Source organism: Pseudomonas sp. B111 (assembly GCF_026428275.1).
In the GTDB taxonomy this organism is placed as follows: domain Bacteria; phylum Pseudomonadota; class Gammaproteobacteria; order Pseudomonadales; family Pseudomonadaceae; genus Pseudomonas; species Pseudomonas aeruginosa.
In genome coordinates this window covers 6,647,214-6,664,995 of record NZ_CP097857.1, presented here as the reverse complement: position 1 = coordinate 6,664,995, position 17,782 = coordinate 6,647,214, and the positions used below count along the sequence as shown (strand labels likewise).

Annotated in this window: 23 protein-coding genes and 1 pseudogene; 19 read left to right on the top strand and 5 right to left on the bottom strand. The window is 60.8% G+C overall.

Annotated elements, in window-relative coordinates; translation table 11 throughout:
• The first annotated feature begins 75 nt into the window (after positions 1–75).
• From M6E97_RS31055 to can, 8 genes are all read left to right on the top strand, one after another.
• On the top strand, positions 76–678 hold the full coding sequence (locus M6E97_RS31055; RefSeq protein ID WP_003095035.1) for a hypothetical protein: 603 nt from the start codon (positions 76–78) through the stop codon (positions 676–678).
• A 204-nt stretch (positions 679–882) separates the two neighbouring features.
• Positions 883–1,929 (top strand): DUF6160 family protein, encoded by a 1,047-nt coding sequence (locus M6E97_RS31050; RefSeq protein WP_003095033.1) that lies wholly within the window; start codon positions 883–885, stop codon positions 1,927–1,929.
• Between the two features lies 1 nt (position 1,930).
• On the top strand, positions 1,931–2,950 hold the full coding sequence (locus M6E97_RS31045; protein ID WP_003095031.1) for a hypothetical protein: 1,020 nt from the start codon (positions 1,931–1,933) through the stop codon (positions 2,948–2,950).
• A gap of 30 nt (positions 2,951–2,980) precedes the next feature.
• Positions 2,981–3,517, top strand: a complete 537-nt coding sequence (locus M6E97_RS31040; RefSeq protein ID WP_003106145.1) for a DUF6160 family protein — start codon at positions 2,981–2,983, stop codon at positions 3,515–3,517.
• 259 nt (positions 3,518–3,776) lie between these two features.
• On the top strand, positions 3,777–4,478 hold the full coding sequence (locus M6E97_RS31035) for a hypothetical protein (protein WP_003141633.1): 702 nt from the start codon (positions 3,777–3,779) through the stop codon (positions 4,476–4,478).
• Entirely contained in the window at positions 4,475–4,927 is a 453-nt protein-coding gene (rimI, locus tag M6E97_RS31030; RefSeq protein ID WP_003095025.1) for a ribosomal protein S18-alanine N-acetyltransferase, read from the top strand. Before M6E97_RS31035 ends, rimI begins: the two co-directional genes overlap by 4 nt.
• 198 nt (positions 4,928–5,125) lie before the next feature.
• Positions 5,126–6,364, top strand: a complete 1,239-nt coding sequence (locus tag M6E97_RS31025; protein ID WP_003111578.1) for a C69 family dipeptidase — start codon at positions 5,126–5,128, stop codon at positions 6,362–6,364.
• A 61-nt stretch (positions 6,365–6,425) separates the two neighbouring features.
• Positions 6,426–7,073 carry a carbonate dehydratase gene (gene can, locus M6E97_RS31020; RefSeq protein WP_003095021.1) on the top strand — a complete coding sequence of 216 codons (648 nt, stop codon included), beginning with the start codon at positions 6,426–6,428 and terminating at the stop codon, positions 7,071–7,073.
• A gap of 69 nt (positions 7,074–7,142) precedes the next feature.
• Here the strand turns inward: can and M6E97_RS31015 are convergent, their stop codons facing one another.
• Positions 7,143–9,371 carry a TonB-dependent receptor gene (locus M6E97_RS31015; RefSeq protein ID WP_034005476.1) on the bottom strand — a complete coding sequence of 743 codons (2,229 nt, stop codon included), beginning with the start codon at positions 9,369–9,371 and terminating at the stop codon, positions 7,143–7,145.
• Between the two features lie 150 nt (positions 9,372–9,521).
• Between M6E97_RS31015 and M6E97_RS31010 the strand changes: the two are divergent.
• The 3 genes and pseudogenes from M6E97_RS31010 to M6E97_RS31000 all read left to right on the top strand — a co-directional run.
• Positions 9,522–9,641, top strand: a pseudogene (locus tag M6E97_RS31010) (integrase); the annotation flags it as partial.
• A 52-nt stretch (positions 9,642–9,693) separates the two neighbouring features.
• The gene (locus tag M6E97_RS31005) at positions 9,694–9,972 is read left to right on the top strand and encodes a type II toxin-antitoxin system RelE/ParE family toxin (protein ID WP_071534386.1); all 279 of its coding nucleotides are present in this window, start codon (positions 9,694–9,696) and stop codon (positions 9,970–9,972) included.
• 11 nt (positions 9,973–9,983) lie between these two features.
• Entirely contained in the window at positions 9,984–10,289 is a 306-nt protein-coding gene (locus tag M6E97_RS31000) for a HigA family addiction module antitoxin (protein ID WP_003133769.1), read from the top strand.
• A gap of 449 nt (positions 10,290–10,738) precedes the next feature.
• On the opposite strand, the gene M6E97_RS30995 is transcribed toward M6E97_RS31000, so the two are convergent.
• From M6E97_RS30995 to M6E97_RS30980, 4 genes are all read right to left on the bottom strand, one after another.
• The gene (locus M6E97_RS30995) at positions 10,739–11,467 is read right to left on the bottom strand and encodes a hypothetical protein (protein WP_152904799.1); all 729 of its coding nucleotides are present in this window, start codon (positions 11,465–11,467) and stop codon (positions 10,739–10,741) included.
• The gene (locus M6E97_RS30990) at positions 11,468–12,685 is read right to left on the bottom strand and encodes an AAA family ATPase (RefSeq protein ID WP_071534385.1); all 1,218 of its coding nucleotides are present in this window, start codon (positions 12,683–12,685) and stop codon (positions 11,468–11,470) included.
• A gap of 152 nt (positions 12,686–12,837) precedes the next feature.
• A complete protein-coding gene (locus M6E97_RS30985) occupies positions 12,838–13,173 on the bottom strand; it encodes a hypothetical protein (protein WP_031637200.1) in 336 nt (111 codons plus the stop codon).
• Between the two features lie 55 nt (positions 13,174–13,228).
• Entirely contained in the window at positions 13,229–13,495 is a 267-nt protein-coding gene (locus tag M6E97_RS30980; protein WP_023088595.1) for a hypothetical protein, read from the bottom strand.
• Between the two features lie 109 nt (positions 13,496–13,604).
• Between M6E97_RS30980 and M6E97_RS30975 the strand changes: the two genes are divergently transcribed.
• From M6E97_RS30975 to M6E97_RS30940, 8 genes are all read left to right on the top strand, one after another.
• Entirely contained in the window at positions 13,605–13,877 is a 273-nt protein-coding gene (locus tag M6E97_RS30975) for a hypothetical protein (RefSeq protein WP_004352675.1), read from the top strand.
• Positions 13,867–14,049 carry a hypothetical protein gene (locus M6E97_RS30970; RefSeq protein WP_058187913.1) on the top strand — a complete coding sequence of 61 codons (183 nt, stop codon included), beginning with the start codon at positions 13,867–13,869 and terminating at the stop codon, positions 14,047–14,049. The genes M6E97_RS30975 and M6E97_RS30970 overlap by 11 nt, the downstream gene beginning before the upstream one ends.
• Before the next feature lie 3 nt (positions 14,050–14,052).
• On the top strand, positions 14,053–14,343 hold the full coding sequence (pflM, locus tag M6E97_RS30965) for a lysogeny maintenance protein PflM (protein ID WP_023119949.1): 291 nt from the start codon (positions 14,053–14,055) through the stop codon (positions 14,341–14,343).
• Positions 14,344–14,858: 515 nt separating this feature from the next.
• A complete protein-coding gene (locus M6E97_RS30960; protein ID WP_003140508.1) occupies positions 14,859–15,293 on the top strand; it encodes a hypothetical protein in 435 nt (144 codons plus the stop codon).
• Positions 15,294–15,414: 121 nt separating this feature from the next.
• The gene (locus tag M6E97_RS30955) at positions 15,415–15,666 is read left to right on the top strand and encodes a hypothetical protein (protein ID WP_003115979.1); all 252 of its coding nucleotides are present in this window, start codon (positions 15,415–15,417) and stop codon (positions 15,664–15,666) included.
• A 12-nt stretch (positions 15,667–15,678) separates the two neighbouring features.
• A complete protein-coding gene (locus tag M6E97_RS30950) occupies positions 15,679–15,927 on the top strand; it encodes a major capsid protein (RefSeq protein ID WP_003125072.1) in 249 nt (82 codons plus the stop codon).
• Between the two features lie 153 nt (positions 15,928–16,080).
• Complete coding sequence (locus M6E97_RS30945; protein ID WP_053091507.1) at positions 16,081–17,418, top strand: hypothetical protein; 1,338 nt, start codon at positions 16,081–16,083, stop codon at positions 17,416–17,418.
• Between the two features lie 4 nt (positions 17,419–17,422).
• Complete coding sequence (locus tag M6E97_RS30940; RefSeq protein WP_003114150.1) at positions 17,423–17,779, top strand: DUF2523 family protein; 357 nt, start codon at positions 17,423–17,425, stop codon at positions 17,777–17,779.
• The last annotated feature ends 3 nt before the right edge of the window (positions 17,780–17,782 follow it).

Here is a 17,782-nt window from a genome sequence, read left to right as displayed (position 1 = left end):
GAATGGGGCTTCCAGGGGCTGGCACGCTTTCTGCTGAAGTCCCCTGGCCTGTCTATTCCAAATGAATGCCGACTCTTGAACGACGCCGCCTACGCCGAGGCCCGCTGGGCCGAACTGCAGAACCAGGGTGACCTTGCCTGGGACCTGGATGCCATCACCAACCGCAGCGAGGCGATCGCCTTCCTCAAACGTTTCGAGAACCGCCTGTGCATCTACTCGGCCTATGTCGAGAAGCTCTACAGCAACTACAGCTTCGTGATTCCCGAGAGCGACCATGGCGGCATCACCATCCTGCCCAGCGAGCAGGCCTGGCACGACACCTTCCACGATATCCCGCTGGCCGCGGTGGAGCCCACCGGGATCCATATCCTGCCGGGCGAGACCATGGGCTATCGCGGGCTCTACCTGAAGATTCCCGGCGAGCACCGCCTGGTGGCGTCGAAGGAATTGCCGTTCCAGGAAGGGTTGAAACTGCTGATCCAGCGTTACCAGGCTCACGACGACGTGTTCCTGCCGATCCTGGTCAAGGGCGACCTGCGCGAGTACGAAGCGCGCATGCCCTCGCTGCACCTGCACCGGATCAACCCCGCCCGCCTCAGCGCACACTCCCTGCTCAGCCTCAACGCCATCAAGGGTGCCATTGCCGACCATCTGATCGGCCTGTTCCGCCAGCAGTGAAGGGCTGACGTTACCCCCGTGTGACGATGGGTAACATCCATCCTGGCCGAGCGACCGCTCATCCGCTGCAGCGAGCGCGGCGACCGCGTCGTTCGGCGGTTTTTCTCGACTATGGGTCGGCCCCGATTCGCCCGGGGCTTTCTATAGTGACTACAGGTCGCAGTGTCTCTGCCGTCGGCCACGAGAAGAACAAGAGGTGAGCCCATGTCCCGTCGTCTGCCCTTCCTGCTGCGTTGCGCGCTGTTCTGCGGCGCCGGTCTGCTGGCTGCCACCGCCCAGGCGAGGATGGAGTCGCTGGACGACGACCAGCTTTCCGACGTGGTCGGCCAGGCCTTCATCAACCTCACCACCGACGCCGCCAACGGACTGAACTTCACCCGCATCAACTTCGGCGCCGACATCGAGACCCAACTGAACATGAAGAAGCTGCAGTTGGGCCAGTACAACCGCAGCGGCGAGCTTGCCGGCAGTGCCGACATCGCCATCGACAACTTCGCCCTGGGCACGGTCAACGACGCCACCGGCGCGATCAACCCGTTCCTCATCAGCAATCCCTACATCGAGTTCGCCTACGACGGCAGCAAGATGGTCGGCATCCGTATCGGTTTCGGCGAAGCCAAGGGCTACCTCTCGGGCGATATCAAGACCCTCACCGGCAACGTGCCGGTGGACCTGTACGGCACCGGCAGCCAGTTGGGAGGCAGCATTTCCTGCGGCCTGCTGGCCCTCGACTGCCTGGCGGCGAAGACCGCCATCACTCTCACCGGCAGCTCTCAGTACACCGCCCAGGCAGAACTGGTGAACAGCTCCGGCAACCCCGACCCGATCCGCGCTGCCATGATCGGCCTGAAGAACGGCACGGCCCTGGACATGCACGACAGCACCATCATCGGCAGCCTGGTGAACGTCCTGCTGCCCTTCCTGACCTCCAACGACTGCAAGCTGATGGGCGCCCAGACCTGCTTCAACCTGGCCCAGTACCAGTCGTTCCCGATCGGCACCGTGGATCCGAACAACGCGCAGAACTTCATCGACTCGTCGAAAGGCTTCTTCATCTCGATGCAGAGCCAGAACGTCCAGTGGCGCGACCAGCAGGATCCCTCCAAGCTGGTCGCCGCGCTGGCCGGTGCCTTCCTCAACATGTCGCGCAACGCCGATGGAACGGCGCCGATCAAGGTCGACTTCGGTCAGGCCTTCAATGGCATTCCACGGCAGGACACCTGCCTGGGCGGCCTGAACAAGGGCTGCTGAGATGAGTCGCGCCTGCCTGCTCGCGGCCCTGCTGGCCGCCCCCTTCGCCCATGCCGAGATGACAGCGCTCGACGACGAGCAACTGTCGGACGTGCAGGGTGCCGGCATCGGCTTCGTCCTCGACAGCGCCATGGTCGACGGCAACAAGGCCACCATCGCGATCAATGGCGTGACCAACACCGCCACCGGGCAGAACGTGCCGATCACGGTAAAGGAGCTGTACGTCGCCGCCACTGGCAGCAACAAGGGCAGCACCCTGGCGCCGGTGACTCTCGGCCGTCTCAACTTCCCGTTCAAGCTGAATCTGGCCAAGGGTTCGGTGCTGACCACCCAGCTCGACGACGGGCGGGTGGTCAGCACCTTGCCGGACACCGCGGACGTGATCGAGCTGGCTTTCCCCAGCCTGGTGAGCGGCGCCGGTGGCCAGCCGTGCATCGCTGGTTACGCCGGTGCCGGCAGCAACTGCTCGAGTCGGGCCAGCGAAAAGGTCGACGCCGGCATCCGCTTCGACTTCGGCGTCACTTCCACGCGCACCGATGTGCTCAACCTGGACTTCTCCGAACTGGCGATGGACGGTTCCTACCTGCGCTTCTGGGGCGCCAACGCGCGCAGCCAACTGGTTGGCGAGATGCGCCTGAACCTCTACGCCAAGACTTTCGAGATCATGTCCTGCGGTGCTGGCTCGCCCAGTTGCGTCAGCGCCGCCGAGCAGGCCGCGCGCACCGTCTACCTGACCAACGCCTATGCCAGCGTCGCGCTTGGCTACGGGAAGTCGCAGCCGTTGCTGTTCTCGGTCACCGCCGACGGCAACTTCACTTTCGAACTGCCCAAGCTGACCCTGGCCAACGCCGCCGACTTCTACGCCAATGCGCCGCGCACCAGCCTGGTGATCGAGAACCTCAACATCGGCGGTACCCGGCCAGGCTACGGGCAGGTACCGACCGGCGGCTACAACATGGGCCGCAACGAGATATCCGGGCTCAGCTTCAACTACCTGAAGGTGACGTCGCACAACCTCTGAGGTGGCGGCGCGAAACGAGGTACGCAGCACATGGCCAAGCAGACTCATCCACTGGCAGGCGGCATCGGCATCCTCGCGGCGCTGGCGCTGCTGTTCAGCGCTTCGGCCGGGGCCGAGTTGCGCTTGCTGGGCGATGGCGATCTGGACGACGTGGTCGGCCAGGCCGGGATCAGCATCAGCGCCTCGCTCAATCTCCAGGAAAATCCTTCGCAGACGCGCTGCGCCGGCGGCTGCGGCGCGCGCCTGGCGATCCAGCCGGCCGGCAGCGGCAACAACTACCTGGTGATCGACGATATCAGCGGCAAGTTCAGCTTCGACGAAGTCACCCTGGACGTGGTGACCATCAAGGACGGCTTCGGCGGCGACGGCGCTGCCTTCAACCGCCCGGTGCTGCGCGTCGGCCTGAAGGACACCAGCTTCCAGGACCTGCGCTTCACCATCGCTGGCGCCAACAAGGCGCGCGGTACCGATCCCGGGCTGGTGCAGACCAACCTGGTCAGCGCACGCATCGACGGCACCCTCAAGCTGCAGGGCAACGTCAACATCTTCACCGTCGCCCCGCGTTGAGGGCGAACCGTCGCATGGCGGGACAAAGCCGCTCCGCCGAGGTCGAAGAACCGCTATCATTGCCTGCCTGAACGCCGGGGGCGAAACCGTCCCCGCGCATCGCCTAATTGCCGGTGCCCGAGATTTGATCGAAGAACAGCGTCGCCGCGCCTTCCTGGGCGCGATGCAGATAACCAGTTGGCTGCCCCGCCAGCCGTTGCCGTTCGCCGCACCCTCGCGGCCGGAGTTGCTGGAGACCCCGCCCCGGGAAGAGCCGGCGGTGCCTGTGCGTGCGCGCGCCGCGATCGATGCGCCGCAGGCCCGCGTCCCGCAAGCCGAGGCGCCGGCCAGCGCGCCGAGCGTGGCTCCCGCCGCGCCCGTGGAAGGCCGGGGGATCCCGATCAGCCTGCCGAAGCCGGGCGCCCCGGCGGCGAAGAAAGCCGAGCCGGTCGCGCCGGTCGAAGAGGCCCCGGCCGAGCCGCCGGCGGTCCAGGCCCCGCCGCCGCGCTTCGCCTTGCAACTGCTGCAGGCGGGCTCCTGCACCCTGCTGGTCGAACTGCCCACCGGCGAACCCTTCGCCAGCCGCGATCCGGGTTACCTGCTGCTGCGCGACCTGCTGCGCGCCGCCGGCCTGCCGGACAGCCCGCGGCTGATCGGCGAACCGGTACGCTGGCCGCTGCTGGCGCGCGGCAACCTCGACCAGGGGCCGCAGGCGGCCCTGGAGTTCGTCCAGAGCTTCGTCGCCGCGCGCATGGAGGAGAGCGAGCGTAGCCGCTGCCTGTGGTTGGTCGGCCTGCCGGCGATCCGCTTCGCCGGCGAGGGCGACGAGGGCAGCCTGTTCCGCGAACTGCAGGTGGACGGTCTGGGCGCAACCTGGGCCGTGCCAGGCCTGGAAGCCCTCATGGAAGAACCCGCCCTCAAGGGCGAGCTGTGGCGCGCCATGCGCCGTGTCCGTCAGCGCTGGTCGAGCGAGATTCAATGAGCGATGCGATTTCCTTCCGCCCGATGACCGAGGCGGACCTCGATGCCGTGCTGAAAATCGAATATGCCGCCTTCAGTCACCCCTGGACCCGTGGCATCTTCAGCGAAGGCCTGAAGAACTACCATTGCTGGCTGATGTTCGAGGGTAGCCAGCAGGTCGGCCATGGCGTCATCCAGATCATCCTCGACGAGGCGCACCTGCTGAATATCACGGTGAAGCCCGAAAGCCAGGGGCGTGGCCTCGGTCTGCGCCTGCTCGAACACCTGATGCGCGAGGCGGCCGGCCACCAGGCTCGCGAATGCTTCCTCGAAGTGCGCGCTTCCAACCAGGCCGCCTACCGCCTCTACGAACGCTACGGTTTCAACGAGATCGGCCGCCGTCGCGACTACTACCCCGCCGTCGGCGGGCGCGAAGACGCCCTGGTCATGGCCTGTACCCTGTTCGACTGAGGCTTGCTCCGCTTCCCTGCCGGCAACTAGCTATCACTTGGAGTAGCTGGCTGGCCTTCTGGCACCGCCGTACCCTTACCAGCATTCCGATTCTCGCCTGCATACCGCAGGCAGGTCCCTTCATGCGGTAACCCTTCGCGGGAGTGCGAAGTCAGGTCGACAGCGGCCGGTGGCAGGATGCGCAGACTGGAGCCCCCCATGTGCGACACCCTGATCCTTCGCCACCAGGGCCAGACCTGGTTCGCCAAGAACAGCGACCGCGAGCCCGCCGAACCGCAGCGTCTGCTGCGCCTGCCGGCGGTGCGCAACGATCCGGAAGCGCGCTTGCGCACCACCTACCTCGACATTCCCCAGGCCGCCCAGCGGCATGCGCTGGTGATCAGCCAGCCGAGCTGGATCTGGGGCGCGGAAATGGGCGTCAATGAGCACGGCGTGGCCATCGGCAACGAAGCGGTGTTCACCAAGCTGACCCGTCAGCGCGGCACCGCGCTGCTCGGCATGGACCTGCTGCGCCTGGGACTGGAGCGCGGCGCCAGCGCCCGCGAGGCGCTAGAGGTGATCACCGGGTTGTTGCAGCGTTACGGCCAGGGCGGCCCGGCCGGCTACCGCGATAAGCGCATCCGCTATGACAACAGCTTTCTCATCGCCGACCCCGGCGAAGCCTGGGTGCTGGAAACCGCCGGCAACCTGTGGGTGGCGAAGAAGGTCGAGCGCTGGGCCATCTCCAACGCCCTGACCCTTGGCCACGAATTCGACCTGTGCAGCCGCGACCTCGAGGACCAGGCTCGCCGCCAGGGCTGCTGGGATGGTCGCGGCGACTTCCACTTCGCGCGGGTCTTCGACACCCGCCTGTTACCCTGGGTCGGCGGCGCGCACCGGCGCTGTCGGATCAACCAGCGCTTCCTCGACAGTCTGCCTGGCGAGCCGGACTGGCACGCGCTGTTCGCCGCGCTGCGCCACCATGGCCCGCGCGGGGACCACTTCCGCCGCCACAACAACCGCCAGGTATGCATGCACGCCGGCAGCTTCTGGCGGCCTTCGCAGACCACCGCCAGTCTGGTCGCCCGCTTGCGCGACGACGGCCCACTGTTGGCCGCCACCGGTACTTCGGCGCCGTGCCTGGGACTGTTCCAGCCGCTGTCCTTCGATCCGGCCTCCGGCGCCGCCGTGCTCAGCCAGCCGCGCGAGGCGGTACAGGAGTCTCCCTGGTGGCGCTTCGAGGCGGTGCACCGCCGCGCGCTCACCGACCGCGCCTTCCGCCGGCTCCTGCGCAGCGGCCGCGATTGGCTGGAACGGGAACTCTTCGCCGACCTCGAACAGCCCGACTGGCCGCGCCTGGCAGAGGACGCCGCAGCCTGGCACGCCTGTTGGCATGATCAGGTCGCCATGCAGCCGCTGGCGCAGCAGCGCTGGTGGCGTAGCCACGCCGCGCTGTGACGCTTGTCAAACGGGCATCGCCTTCCGTAAGGTGCTGCACCGGTCAAACGAGGGGCATGCCATGAGCGACTTGCAGCAACTGTTCGAGAACAACGTCCGCTGGGCCGAAGCGATCAAGCAGGAAGACCCGGACTTCTTTGCCAAGCTGGCCCGCCAGCAGACCCCCGAGTACCTCTGGATCGGCTGCTCCGACGCGCGGGTGCCGGCCAACGAAATCGTCGGCATGCTGCCCGGCGACCTGTTCGTCCATCGCAACGTCGCCAACGTCGTGCTGCACACCGACCTCAACTGCCTGTCGGTGATCCAGTTCGCCGTCGACGTGCTCAAGGTCAAGCACATCCTGGTCACCGGCCACTACGGCTGCGGCGGCGTGCGCGCCTCCCTGCACAACGACCAGCTCGGCCTGATCGACGGCTGGCTGCGCAGCATTCGCGACCTCGCCTATGAATACCGCGAGCACCTGGAGCAGTTGCCGACCGAGGAGGAGCGCGTCGATCGCCTCTGCGAGCTCAACGTGATCCAGCAGGTGGCCAACGTCAGCCACACCAGCATCGTCCAGAACGCCTGGCACCGCGGCCAGTCGCTGTCCGTGCATGGCTGCATCTACGGGATCAAGGATGGCCTGTGGAAGAACCTCAACGTCACCGTCAGCGGCCTCGACCAGTTGCCGCCGCAGTATCGCTTGAGTCCGCTGGGCGGTTGCTGCTGAGAGAGGCGGAAGCTCTTCCCTGCGCGTTCCCCTCTCCCTGGAGGGACAGGGGAACTGTCGAGGACGGCTTCAGAACTCCATGCTATACGTCAGGCTGTAGGTCCGCCCCCGTCCCTTGTAGTCGAACAGTCCCGCTGGTGCGAGCCCGCCGTAGTAGACCTGCGCGCGTTGTCCCCAGACCGTGGTGTAGTCCTTGTCCAGCAGGTTCTGGATGCCCGCGGTGAGGGTGCCCACCGGCAGCGCCTGGGTGCCGAGCAGGTCGAACAGCGCGTAGCCGTCGATCTTGTTGCCCGGCTCGTCGTTCAGGTTGAAGGTGCGCACGCCCTGCAGGCGCAGGCTGCGCTGGTCGTCCTTCCAGCCGACGAAGGCGCCGGCCTTGGACGGGCTGGCCGAGGTCACGTCCTGCTTCAGCCAGCGGCCGTCGACCTTCTCCTGGGAGCGGATGGCCAGGCCGTTGACGCCGACCTGCCAGTGATCGTCCAGCCAGTAGGTAGCCTGGCCCTCCAGGCCGTAGTTGCGCTTCTTGGTGTCCTGCTGCAGCACCGCCAGGGTCTTCGAGTCGTACTTGATGCTCTTGTCCGACCAGGAATAGAACGCCGCCACCTGGGTATCCAGGGCACCGTCGGTGTGCCGCCAGCCCAGCTCGACCTGCTTGGTCTTGATCCCGTCCAGCGGCGAGTCGTTCACGCTGACCCCCTGTAGCAGCGGGTAGTGGCCATTGCCGTCGGCTGCGCCGTAGCGTCCGAAACCGTAGTACTTGGCCGGGTCCGGCAGCTCGAAGCCTTCGCTGTAGTTGGCCCAGACCTGTTGTTGCAGGTTCAGCTTGTAGATGGCGCCGACGTTGACCAGGTTGACGTCGTAGTCCTTGCTCCCGCCCGGAACCGCGTCGGCGGTCTTGCCAAGGCCGTTGGCGATGAGGATCTGCTGGTTCGCCGCCACGAAGTCGCTGACGTCGGTGCTCATCGACTGGCGCCGCACGCCGGCGCTCAGGGTCAGGTCGTCGGTGGCCTTCCAACTGCCCTGGAGGAAGAAGGCGCGGCTGTCGGTATCGATGTCCGGGTAGCGGCCCAGCTTGGCCTGTTCACTGGCTACCAGCCCGCCGCTGGCGGCGGCGAGCGGCAGGTTGAAGAGCATCTGGTCGGACGTGAATTTTTCCCGGTCCAGGTCCACCCCGTAGGTCAGGCTGGCGCGCTCCCAGGTCTTCACCAGGGCCAGTTTCATCCCGTAGTAGTCAGTGTCCTGCTGCGAGGCCGAGTAGTAGGAAGTGCCGTAGTTGATTGCGCCACTATTGCTGTAGCGGATGGTGGGGAAGGGGTTGAAGGCCATCTTCTCGTTGCGGTAGTAGGCCTGCAGGTAGAGGTCGTGACCCAGCACTTCCGGCGCATGGTAGGTGGCGTTGAACTGATGGCGCTTGCTTTCCGGCTCGCGGTCGAGGTCGACGCCGCCCTTGATCGAATAGGGTGCCCGTCCGCGCAGGGCATCGAAGTTGCGCCCGAGATCGAGGCCGCGGTCGCCGTCGTAGCCGGAGTCGTAGTACTGGAGGCCGAGATCGAGGCTGTGGCCATTGGCGAAAGTGAAGCCAAGGCTGCCCATCAGGTCTACCGACCTGTTGTACTGCAGGTCGGTCTGGGTGATGTCCGTCAGTACCTGGTCGCCACTGCCGTCGTAGGCCGCGCCGTTCTTCTGGTAGGCGATGGCCAGGCGGCCGTTGAACAGGTCGTTGCCGCCGCTGATCGACTGCGCCGCGCGCAGGTCGTGATCCTCGTGGCTCTGGAAGCCGCTGCGGGCGCCAAGCTCGGTGTTGAAGCGAGTGTCGCCGCCGACGCCCTTCTTGGTCACGATGTTGATGATCCCGCCGGTGGCGCCGCCGCCGTACACCGCGCTGGCGCCGGACATCACCTCGATGCGCTCGATGTTGAATGGGTCGATGGAGTCGAACTGCCGGCTGATGCCCCGCGAACTGTTCAGCGACACCCCGTCGATCATCACCAGCACGCTGCGTCCGCGCAGGTTCTGCCCGTTGTTGGTACGACCCTGGGAGCCGATATCCAGGCCCGGGATCAATTGTCCCAACGCCTCCTTCAGCGGCACGCCGGCCTGGGTCTGCTGGTCCAGTTGCTCGCGCTCGATCACCCAGACCGTGCCGGGCAACTCGCTGATGCTGGTCGGCGCGCGCGAGCCGATCACCACCATCTGCTGCTCCACCGGATCGGCAGCCAGCGCAGGAGCGGAAAACGAAGCGAAGAGGGACAGGGAAAGCGCCAGGGGAGCCGGGCGCGAAGGGATGGAGCGGGGCATGAGGAGATGTCCGAGTTGCTGTTGTTTTGATGGGCGGCAAAGCTAAACAAATCGATAATGATTATCAAATGATTCGAACTGTTTCAATGAGGCATGCCTGGCTTCCAAAGCAAGATGAAATGCCTGACACGGGGCGCTGCGCATGGCGTGGCCCTACAGCGGATCCTCGGGCATTCCTCGATGCGGTATGCGCACCTAACGCCGGAGCACTTGGAATCGGCGATGCGCTTTTCTCCGATTACTCAGTCTGGCTACAAATTGACCACATGAGGATCTGTGGTAATCTGTAGTGAAGTTAACGCTTAACGTTAAGGGTTAATGAATGATTCTGACCTTTCGCTGCGACGAGACTCGTCAGCTTTTTGAGACGGGTCTTTCGAGGCGGTGGGGAGCGATCCTCACAGTCGCTACGCGTAAGCTCGCAATGCATCATGCGGCTACGGAGCTTCGAGACTTGCGCTCTCCACCTGGAAACCGGTTGGAGCCGTTGCAGGGAAAGCGGGTGGGCCAACATAGCATCAGGATCAATGACCAGTGGCGTGTCTGTTTCGTCTGGACGGATGCGGGTCCCGAAGAAGTCGAAATAGTTGATTACCACTGAGGAGGTGGACCATGGCTACCAATGGTATGCGCCCCATCCATCCTGGGGAAATATTACGCGATGAGTTTCTGATGGAGTTGGATATCTCTCCAGCTGCCCTAGCACGCGCTTTGAAAGTCTCCGCTCCGACAGTGAACGATATCGTTCGTGAGCAGCGTGGTATCTCCGCAGATATGGCGATTCGTCTGGGGCGTTACTTTGATACGTCCGCTCAGTTCTGGATGAATCTCCAGAGTGAGTACTCGTTAGCAACTGCTTATGCGGCGAATGGCGAGCAGATCGAACATGAGATTGAGCCGCTGCTTGCTCACGGATAGCGGTGACGTTGATCGTAGAGCCCCGCAGATGCGGGGCTTTTTCATGCGAACCGTAAATCGGTAAAGGGGGCGTAGACGGTTTGTAGTCGGTTTGTAGTCTGCCGACCAAAACAAAAAGGGGTTAGCTTGCGCTAACCCCTTGAAAAATATGGTGGCTACACCGGGACTTGAACCTGGGACATCAGCATTATGAATCGCATGGAGTGACTATCGTTCACCCTCAGAGGTCCATATTTCGGGGCTTTTAGAGCGGCTATTAGCTTGCTTGGACTCACTAATTCATACTGGTGCTGTAATGTAGTCACCTCTTGTTCGGGTGTTGTAAGGAGTGAAGCCAAAGGTCTGCTCCGTATTGCTAGGATACTTAAAGTCTCATGTAGTGTGGTATTCAGATACGATTGAGCTGAGCCAAAACACCTTGCAGTTTTCGCTCTATTTTTTTGGTTTCGCTATTTCTCCAAGTGCTGGCAGAGTTCATTGGCTGCTGTACATTTTGCTCTGACAGTTTCTAGGTTTTCAGCGACTTTTTCAGCGTAGGATTTATAGAGACTTTCTTTTTTTGAGAGGCGGCGCGTGCCATTTACTCTTTTAGATTTGTACCCGAGCCTGATTAATCTAGCCTCTACGTCTGTTACTTCCTCATAGTCGAAGTTCTGAGGAAGATCCGCGAAAACGGGATCAGTATTTGAGTGTGTCGCCATTATCCATGCTTCTAGTGCATGGCTTGTAATGGCTAGGTACATTTGAGGTTCTAGGTTTTCATCGTTTAGCCAAAATCTAATCGCACCGTCTAAGTATTCTTTTCTATGTTGTGCTTTAGGATCAAATGCGGGGAAGTCTTTTATCTGTTCTGCAATGTCTGCATCTATTTGAAGAATGATTCCATCGGCATTTTCAAACTTGAGTAGCGCTTGCCAGTTTTTTCTGAGCGCCGCTTCCCTAAGTTTTTGAGGAAGTGGGGCTAGTTCTGCGGCTGTTTTCTTTCCATATAGTCGACACCAGTTTCTGATTGCGGTCCATCCATGTTGAGGCCAAGTGCCGGTCGTTGCATCTTGCTGGGGGGAGAGTGGGGTAATGATTACCTTTCTTCCAATATTGTTAGATATGGATTTAGATATTTCGTTTATTACAAAATAATCTGTTTGTCCTTCGCAGACCAATAGGTACTTTTTGTCCATTTAGAATCCTATAGGCATCCCGCCAATTGCGCCTGAAAGCCATATCTCAGAAAGTTTCATGCCGAAGTATTTTTCTTCCCAGTCTTTCTTTGTCATTCCCTCTGGAGGAGCGATTCTCCGGCATTTTGTATGGCCCTCTTCGTTTCGCTCAACGATGAAGAGTCTATGTTTTTCATTAAATATATCTAGTCCGTCTAAAGTAGAAGGGTTGTGTGTGGTTAGAAAAATTTGTTTTTCTTCGTGATCTTTTAATATTTGGACAATATGTCCCATTAGACTCCTGACTAGACCCGGGTTTAGAGCGTTGTCGATGTTGTCCAATGCAAAAATTGGTGGAGAATCTTTGTGTATTAAAAGAACGAGTACGAAAAGGACAAAGAGAGCGCCCTCACTGACATCATAGGCATAGAGTTTGTTGAAGGTGCTTTTCATGTATTTGTCTTCATATCTAAGCTTTAGTCTGCCTAAATTTACGTGCTCAGATATAAGTTCTTGCTCTGTTTCTTGGGTTGTGCCTATTTTTTTAAACCAATCTAGAAGTCTAAAAAATCTACGTAGATCAGTTATCGAGTTTTTCTCATTAATAACCTCGTTGAGTGCTTCGGCAAGTCTCCCACCATAGATTCCCAATGGGGATTTTGAGCTTGAGTCTGTGGCGATACCCCTTAATATTGGTGTGGACGGAGAGTAAATAGCAAATTTTTCGACCGTTGAAAGAAGATCGGCTGGGGTCTTTTTATTTTCGGCTAACTCTTTGGGCCTCAATGATTGTAGAAAAGGGAATATGCTCCTTTTTTGATCTAATTTGCTGTCGAATGGAACTCCTAATAGAGTTGATCCATTATGGGAGCGCCCGGCTATGGTCCTATTCTTGTAGCGAACTGACTCTGAGAAGTATGAGAATGAATTAACTGAGCGTACGCTCATGTTGTAATTGACGCCGCCGACACAGACTTCGATTTTAAATGTATGTCTTCTATCTTTTCCTTTGAAAGCGCTCCTGAATATTTCTGGTGAGGAAAGGCGTGAGCCTCTCCTCGCTAGCCTTTCATAGTCTATGCCTCCTTCAAGAGAGGATGACACCATTGCAATCGCTTCCAGTAGGTTGCTCTTTCCTGCACCGTTGGTCCCGAGAAATATGTTGAGTTGGCCAAGTTCTATGGACTCGTTCCATATGGACTTGAAGCCGTCTATGGAAATTTTCTCTATAATCGCCATTTACTAATTTGCCTTTTGAAAGTCTTTGAGCCTTGGCTTGCTGTAAATATACACTTTGCTTTTTCTTTAAATATTTTTTATGGAGCCGGCATGAGGGGCTCGTTTTCTTTTTATAAAGGCAGTAGTTTCTCTACCGCCTTTCCAAAGATCGTTCACCACGATCTCTCCATAATACCTTCCACACATTCTTTTACGTCTTCGTCTATGACGTTTCCCGGCTTAATACATTCCTTCATGGTCTTCCGCACGCTTCTGTTTGCTTCCCTGTCGCGTTTGTCCTGCATCTTGAGGTTTTTCCTTGCGGCGTCCCCTACCATGCCATCTGTACCTGCCATGAACTCGGTCATTATGCGGCTAAACCCTGATCCGATAGCCTCCGCGATTGGCGCTGTCGCCTCACCGGCCTGGGTTGCTAAAGGCTTGGACTCTTCTGCGTATGCGAAGCCGCATAGCGTCAAAAGTACGATGGTGGATGCAACTGCTCTCATTCCCTTTCTCCGATCCTTGAAGCGAACCAGCGTTCCGCTGCTCTCCTGGTGATCGCTATCCCGCGTTGGGACTGCTCAAGTTTTGATTGGCCTCGTCGTATTCGGGGCTGGTTTGCCCGCTTTCAGGGGCGATGTTGCCGGTCACTAGCCAAAGTGCGTACTGCGGAAAAATCTGTATCACCGCCTCGATCTCGGCGTCGGTGATTCTGGCTTTCCCGTTTCGGACATTGCCCCACCGATAGCGATCAATCCCGGTCTGCTTTTCAAACCAGACGCTTGTTCGCTCCTTGTTAAACAAGGTTATAAGGCGGTCTTTTATCATGCCTAAAAATTCTACTTAGTAGATTGTACTTAGTAACAATCTGAGTGTAATGTTGCTCTACTTAGTAAGAATTACTCAGTAAGCGTGATTTTCATTATAGGGCAAAACCATGGAAGAGTCTGGAATAGTGGGGTTCACCGTCACAGGTGCTGTGGAAAAGGTCACGGACTTCCGCACCGCGCCGTTCTGCTCGCAAGCGGTCTTCGCGCAGATGCTGGGCCTGGAAGACATCACGGAAGACGTGGTGCGGGGCTGGGTGGAAACCAAGACGATCCCGACTGCCAAGATTGGCCGTCGCCGCGTGGTGAACCTGCACCGTATTCGCCGTGACCTCGACCGGGGCAAATCGATCTTCTGCCAGGGTGATTACGATGCCGAGTGATCGCCCAGTGCCGATGGAAACCTTCCAATTCTGCTTCGCGGGCATCGTCGGCAATGTTTCCGGCAGGGTCGTGACCTGGGGCGGCCTGACTGTCGATATCGACCAGATCGAGAATGCTTGGCTCCGTCAGGCGATTGAAGACTATCGCTGTGGTCGTAGGGGGCAGAAATGAGCCATGGCCGCCAGTCCCTATTACCTACGCCAAACCCACGCCCCGGACTGCGCCTGCTCTGTGTGCTGGTCCGCAAGGCAGGCCATCCCATTGCACAGCCCGTCGCCGTGTCCGGACTGCCGGCCCCCTGGGCTGCCCTATCGGGAAGATGGCCGCTGGCTCTGCCGTCCCCGTTCCTTCTGCGCGAAACACGACCCGTCCCGGCGTCCGCCGAAGTACTGGCACGTTGTGTACGACAGCGGGAAACCCACGCCCTTCGTGCCCGTGCGCGAAGCATTCCAGCTGGAGGGCTGACCCATGCTCGCTAACACCCTGAAAGCGCTGCTCCTGCTCTGCCTGATCCAAGCCGCCCGCACCGTGGCCGATCCGGTCAAGGGCCGCGCTCCCGGCTCGTCGGAACAGCCTCACCGTTCCGGCGAACGGAAGCACGGGCGCAGCGCACCCTTGAACGCCTCTCCCCTGAAACAGCCTCCGCTGGGGAGTGTGGGGCAGCTTCTCCGCCCCGCGCTCCCGAGCCCTCTGCGGCAAGAGCGGGATGACAAGGGCAGAGCCCTTGGTGTTGCTCTGCGGGTTCCAAGGGGAAGCGTTCCCCTTGGCCGTCGGCGACGACGTTGCGATAGGGATCGTTACTCGAATGGGCTGAGACGAACGCCCGTGGTTGGCTTGGTTCGCTAGCGAATAGAGCCCGGCCCGAAGGGATCGCCCGACAAATCACTTTCACCCAACACCGCTGAATGAAGGCGAAACAGCCGAATTTGCAGCAGCGGGACAACTCACGCCGAAAAAGGCGAATTGAAGGAGAAACACCGATGAACATGTTTGCAACCCAAGGCGGCGTCGTCGAACTGTGGGTCACCAAGACCGACACCTATACCTCGACCAAGACCGGGGAAATCTACGCCTCGGTCCAGTCCATCGCCCCGATCCCGGAAGGCGCCCGTGGCAACGCCAAGGGCTTCGAGATTAGCGAATACAACATCGAGCCGACCCTGCTGGACGCCATCGTCTTCGAAGGCCAGCCGGTGCTCTGCAAGTTCGCCAGCGTGGTCCGCCCGACCCAAGACCGTTTCGGCCGGATCACCAATACCCAGGTCCTCGTGGATCTGCTGGCCGTGGGCGGCAAGCCGATGGCGCCGACCGCCCAAGCCCCGGCCCGCCCGCAAGCACAGGCCCAAGCCCCGCGCCCGGCCCAGCAGCCGCAGGGCCAGGACAAACAAGACAAGTCCCCGGACGCCAAGGCGTAAGCCGTAGGAGGCCGCGATGCTCCGCTATCTCTCGCTGTTCGCGGTAGGTCTGGCCACCGGCTACGCCTGGGGCTGGATCGACAGCCTGGCGGCCTCCCTGGCTGTTTGAGGACTGATCGCTATGTCAGGCGTTGTCGCTGTGCAGGTGTGTACCGCGTGGACCTCGACCCCCGAGGGCTTCATGGCGTGTCGCGAACTCGCATGGCAACAGGCCTACCTGATTCCGCCCGAGGCCGCTGGATACGTGGACATCCTGGTCAACGGTGGTTTCTCCCCGGAAGCCTTTGGCATCGGTGCCGCAGGCGTCCTGGGATCGTTCGTGACGGGGCTTTTGATTGGCTGGGTCGCGTCACTTCTTCGTAAAGCCAAGTAGAGAGGAAACACCATGAAAGCAATGAAGCAACGCATCGCCAAGTTCAGCCCGGTCGCCTCGTTCCGCAACCTGTGCATCGCCGGTTCCGTCACTGCCGCGACTTCGCTGCCGGCCTTCGCCGGGGTGATCGACACCAGCGCGGTGGAATCGGCGATCACCGATGGCCAGGGCGATATGAAGGCCATTGGCGGCTACATCGTCGGCGCCCTGGTGATCCTGGCCGTTGCCGGCCTGATCTACAGCATGTTGCGCAAGGCGTAACGGGTGCTCTGGTCGGTGTGGTTGGGGGCGTTCTTCGCCGGCGCCTTCATCACCGGGTACCGGACCGGCGAATTCTTCTAACCGAACAGACCGAGGCGGAAGCCCCCTCCGGAGTTTCCGGCAGGGGGCTTTTTGTTGCTTGAGGGAAGTGTCATGAGGATTGAAAAGCGTGCGCGTTGGTTCGCCCTGGTGCGCCAGGTCTGCGCCGTGTTGCTGGTGTTGTGTAGCTGGAGTGCCTACGCGGAGCCTTATTACTGGCAATTAAACGGCCCGACTGCTCCTGACCGGTTTACCAGTCCTAGTGCGGCTTGTGAGGTCGGGCTGGGAATGTATAAGGCTCAATATCCCGCGGTTGAAATGGTGATCGATTCGCGGGAGATGAGGGGCTCGACCAACTATGTGTGCACGGTGTTTCGTTATTTCAACGGGAATCGTATTGAGCCGAATTTCACTATTTCCGTCATGCGCAAGGGCACCGGTTGTGCTGAGGGCTCCACGTATAACGCGCAAACGGGAGTGTGTGAAACGCCGCCGGAAAACAACTGCATCAAAGGGCTGACGGATCTGTTCAGTTCACCGCCCTCGAACATCTTCGTGTCGGGCGGCAGAAACTTCGTGAATAGCTCGCCGCCCACTGGCTGCAAGAATGGATGCCAGTACCTGCCGACCACCTCGAAGACCACCAGTTGCTATCGCTATCCCGGCAGCGACAACCAAGGCTTCTGCAACTACGTGTTGATGACGGACGGTAGTGCCTGCGCCGCTGACTCCGGCAATCCCGGCATGACCGGTCCCTCGTTGAACGACACCCCGCCGACCAATCCCGACGAACCGCCGTCCGACCCGAATGACCCTAGCTGTCCTCCCGGCTATAGCTGGTCCGGGACGACTTGCGTCAAGACGCCCACGGATCCGACTGAGCCGGGGGGCGATGGCGGTGATGGTGGTGATGGCGGTAACACCGGTGGCGGCGATGGCGGGGGCGACAACGGCGGCGGCAATGACAACGGGGGTGGCGACGGCGGCACCGGTGGCTCCGATGGGAGCGGCGGCAATGGGGAGGGCGGCGGCGATGGAAGCGGGGGAGGCGACGGCAGCGGCGGCGGAACCGGTGGCGGCGATGGCGGCGATGGCGGCAACTGCGACCCGGCGAAACAGGACTGCTCCCCCGGTCCTGCCGGCCCCGGCGGCGAACTCAAGGAACCCAAGCCCGGCACTTGGGATGACGCCATCGCCACCTGGGAACAGAAGGTCGAGCAGGCCAAGAAAGAACTCAAGGACAAGGTCCGGGCCAACGTCGATCAGATGAAGGGCGCGTTCGACCTCAACCTGGCGGAAGGCGGCGGCCAGCTTCCCTGCGAGTCCGTGACCATTTGGGGCCGATCCTACTCCCTCTGCGTCGCCGACTACGCCGACCAGCTCTCCAACCTGCGTGTGGCGCTGCTGCTGATGGCCGCGCTGATCGCCGCTTTCATACTGCTGAGGGACTGACCCTATGGAATGGCTCTCCGGTTTTCTCGATCAGATCATCGCCTTCTTCCAGTGGATCTGGGATTTCTTCGCCCAAGGCATCTATGACTTCGTGCGCGACGGCCTGGTGGTCGCCACCAAGGCGTCGATGTACGCCGCGCTCCAGACCCTGATCCTGCTGATCGATGTCAGCTACACCGCCGCCCGCGAACTGATCGACAGCCTCGGCGTGCCGCAGATGATCCGCAGCATGTACGCCGCGCTGCCGGGTCCGATTGCGGCGGGGCTGGCCTTCTTCGGCGTGCCGCAGGCGCTGAACATCATCATGGTCGCGGCGGCGACGCGCTTCTGCATGCGCTTCGTGCCGTTCATTGGGAGGTGATCC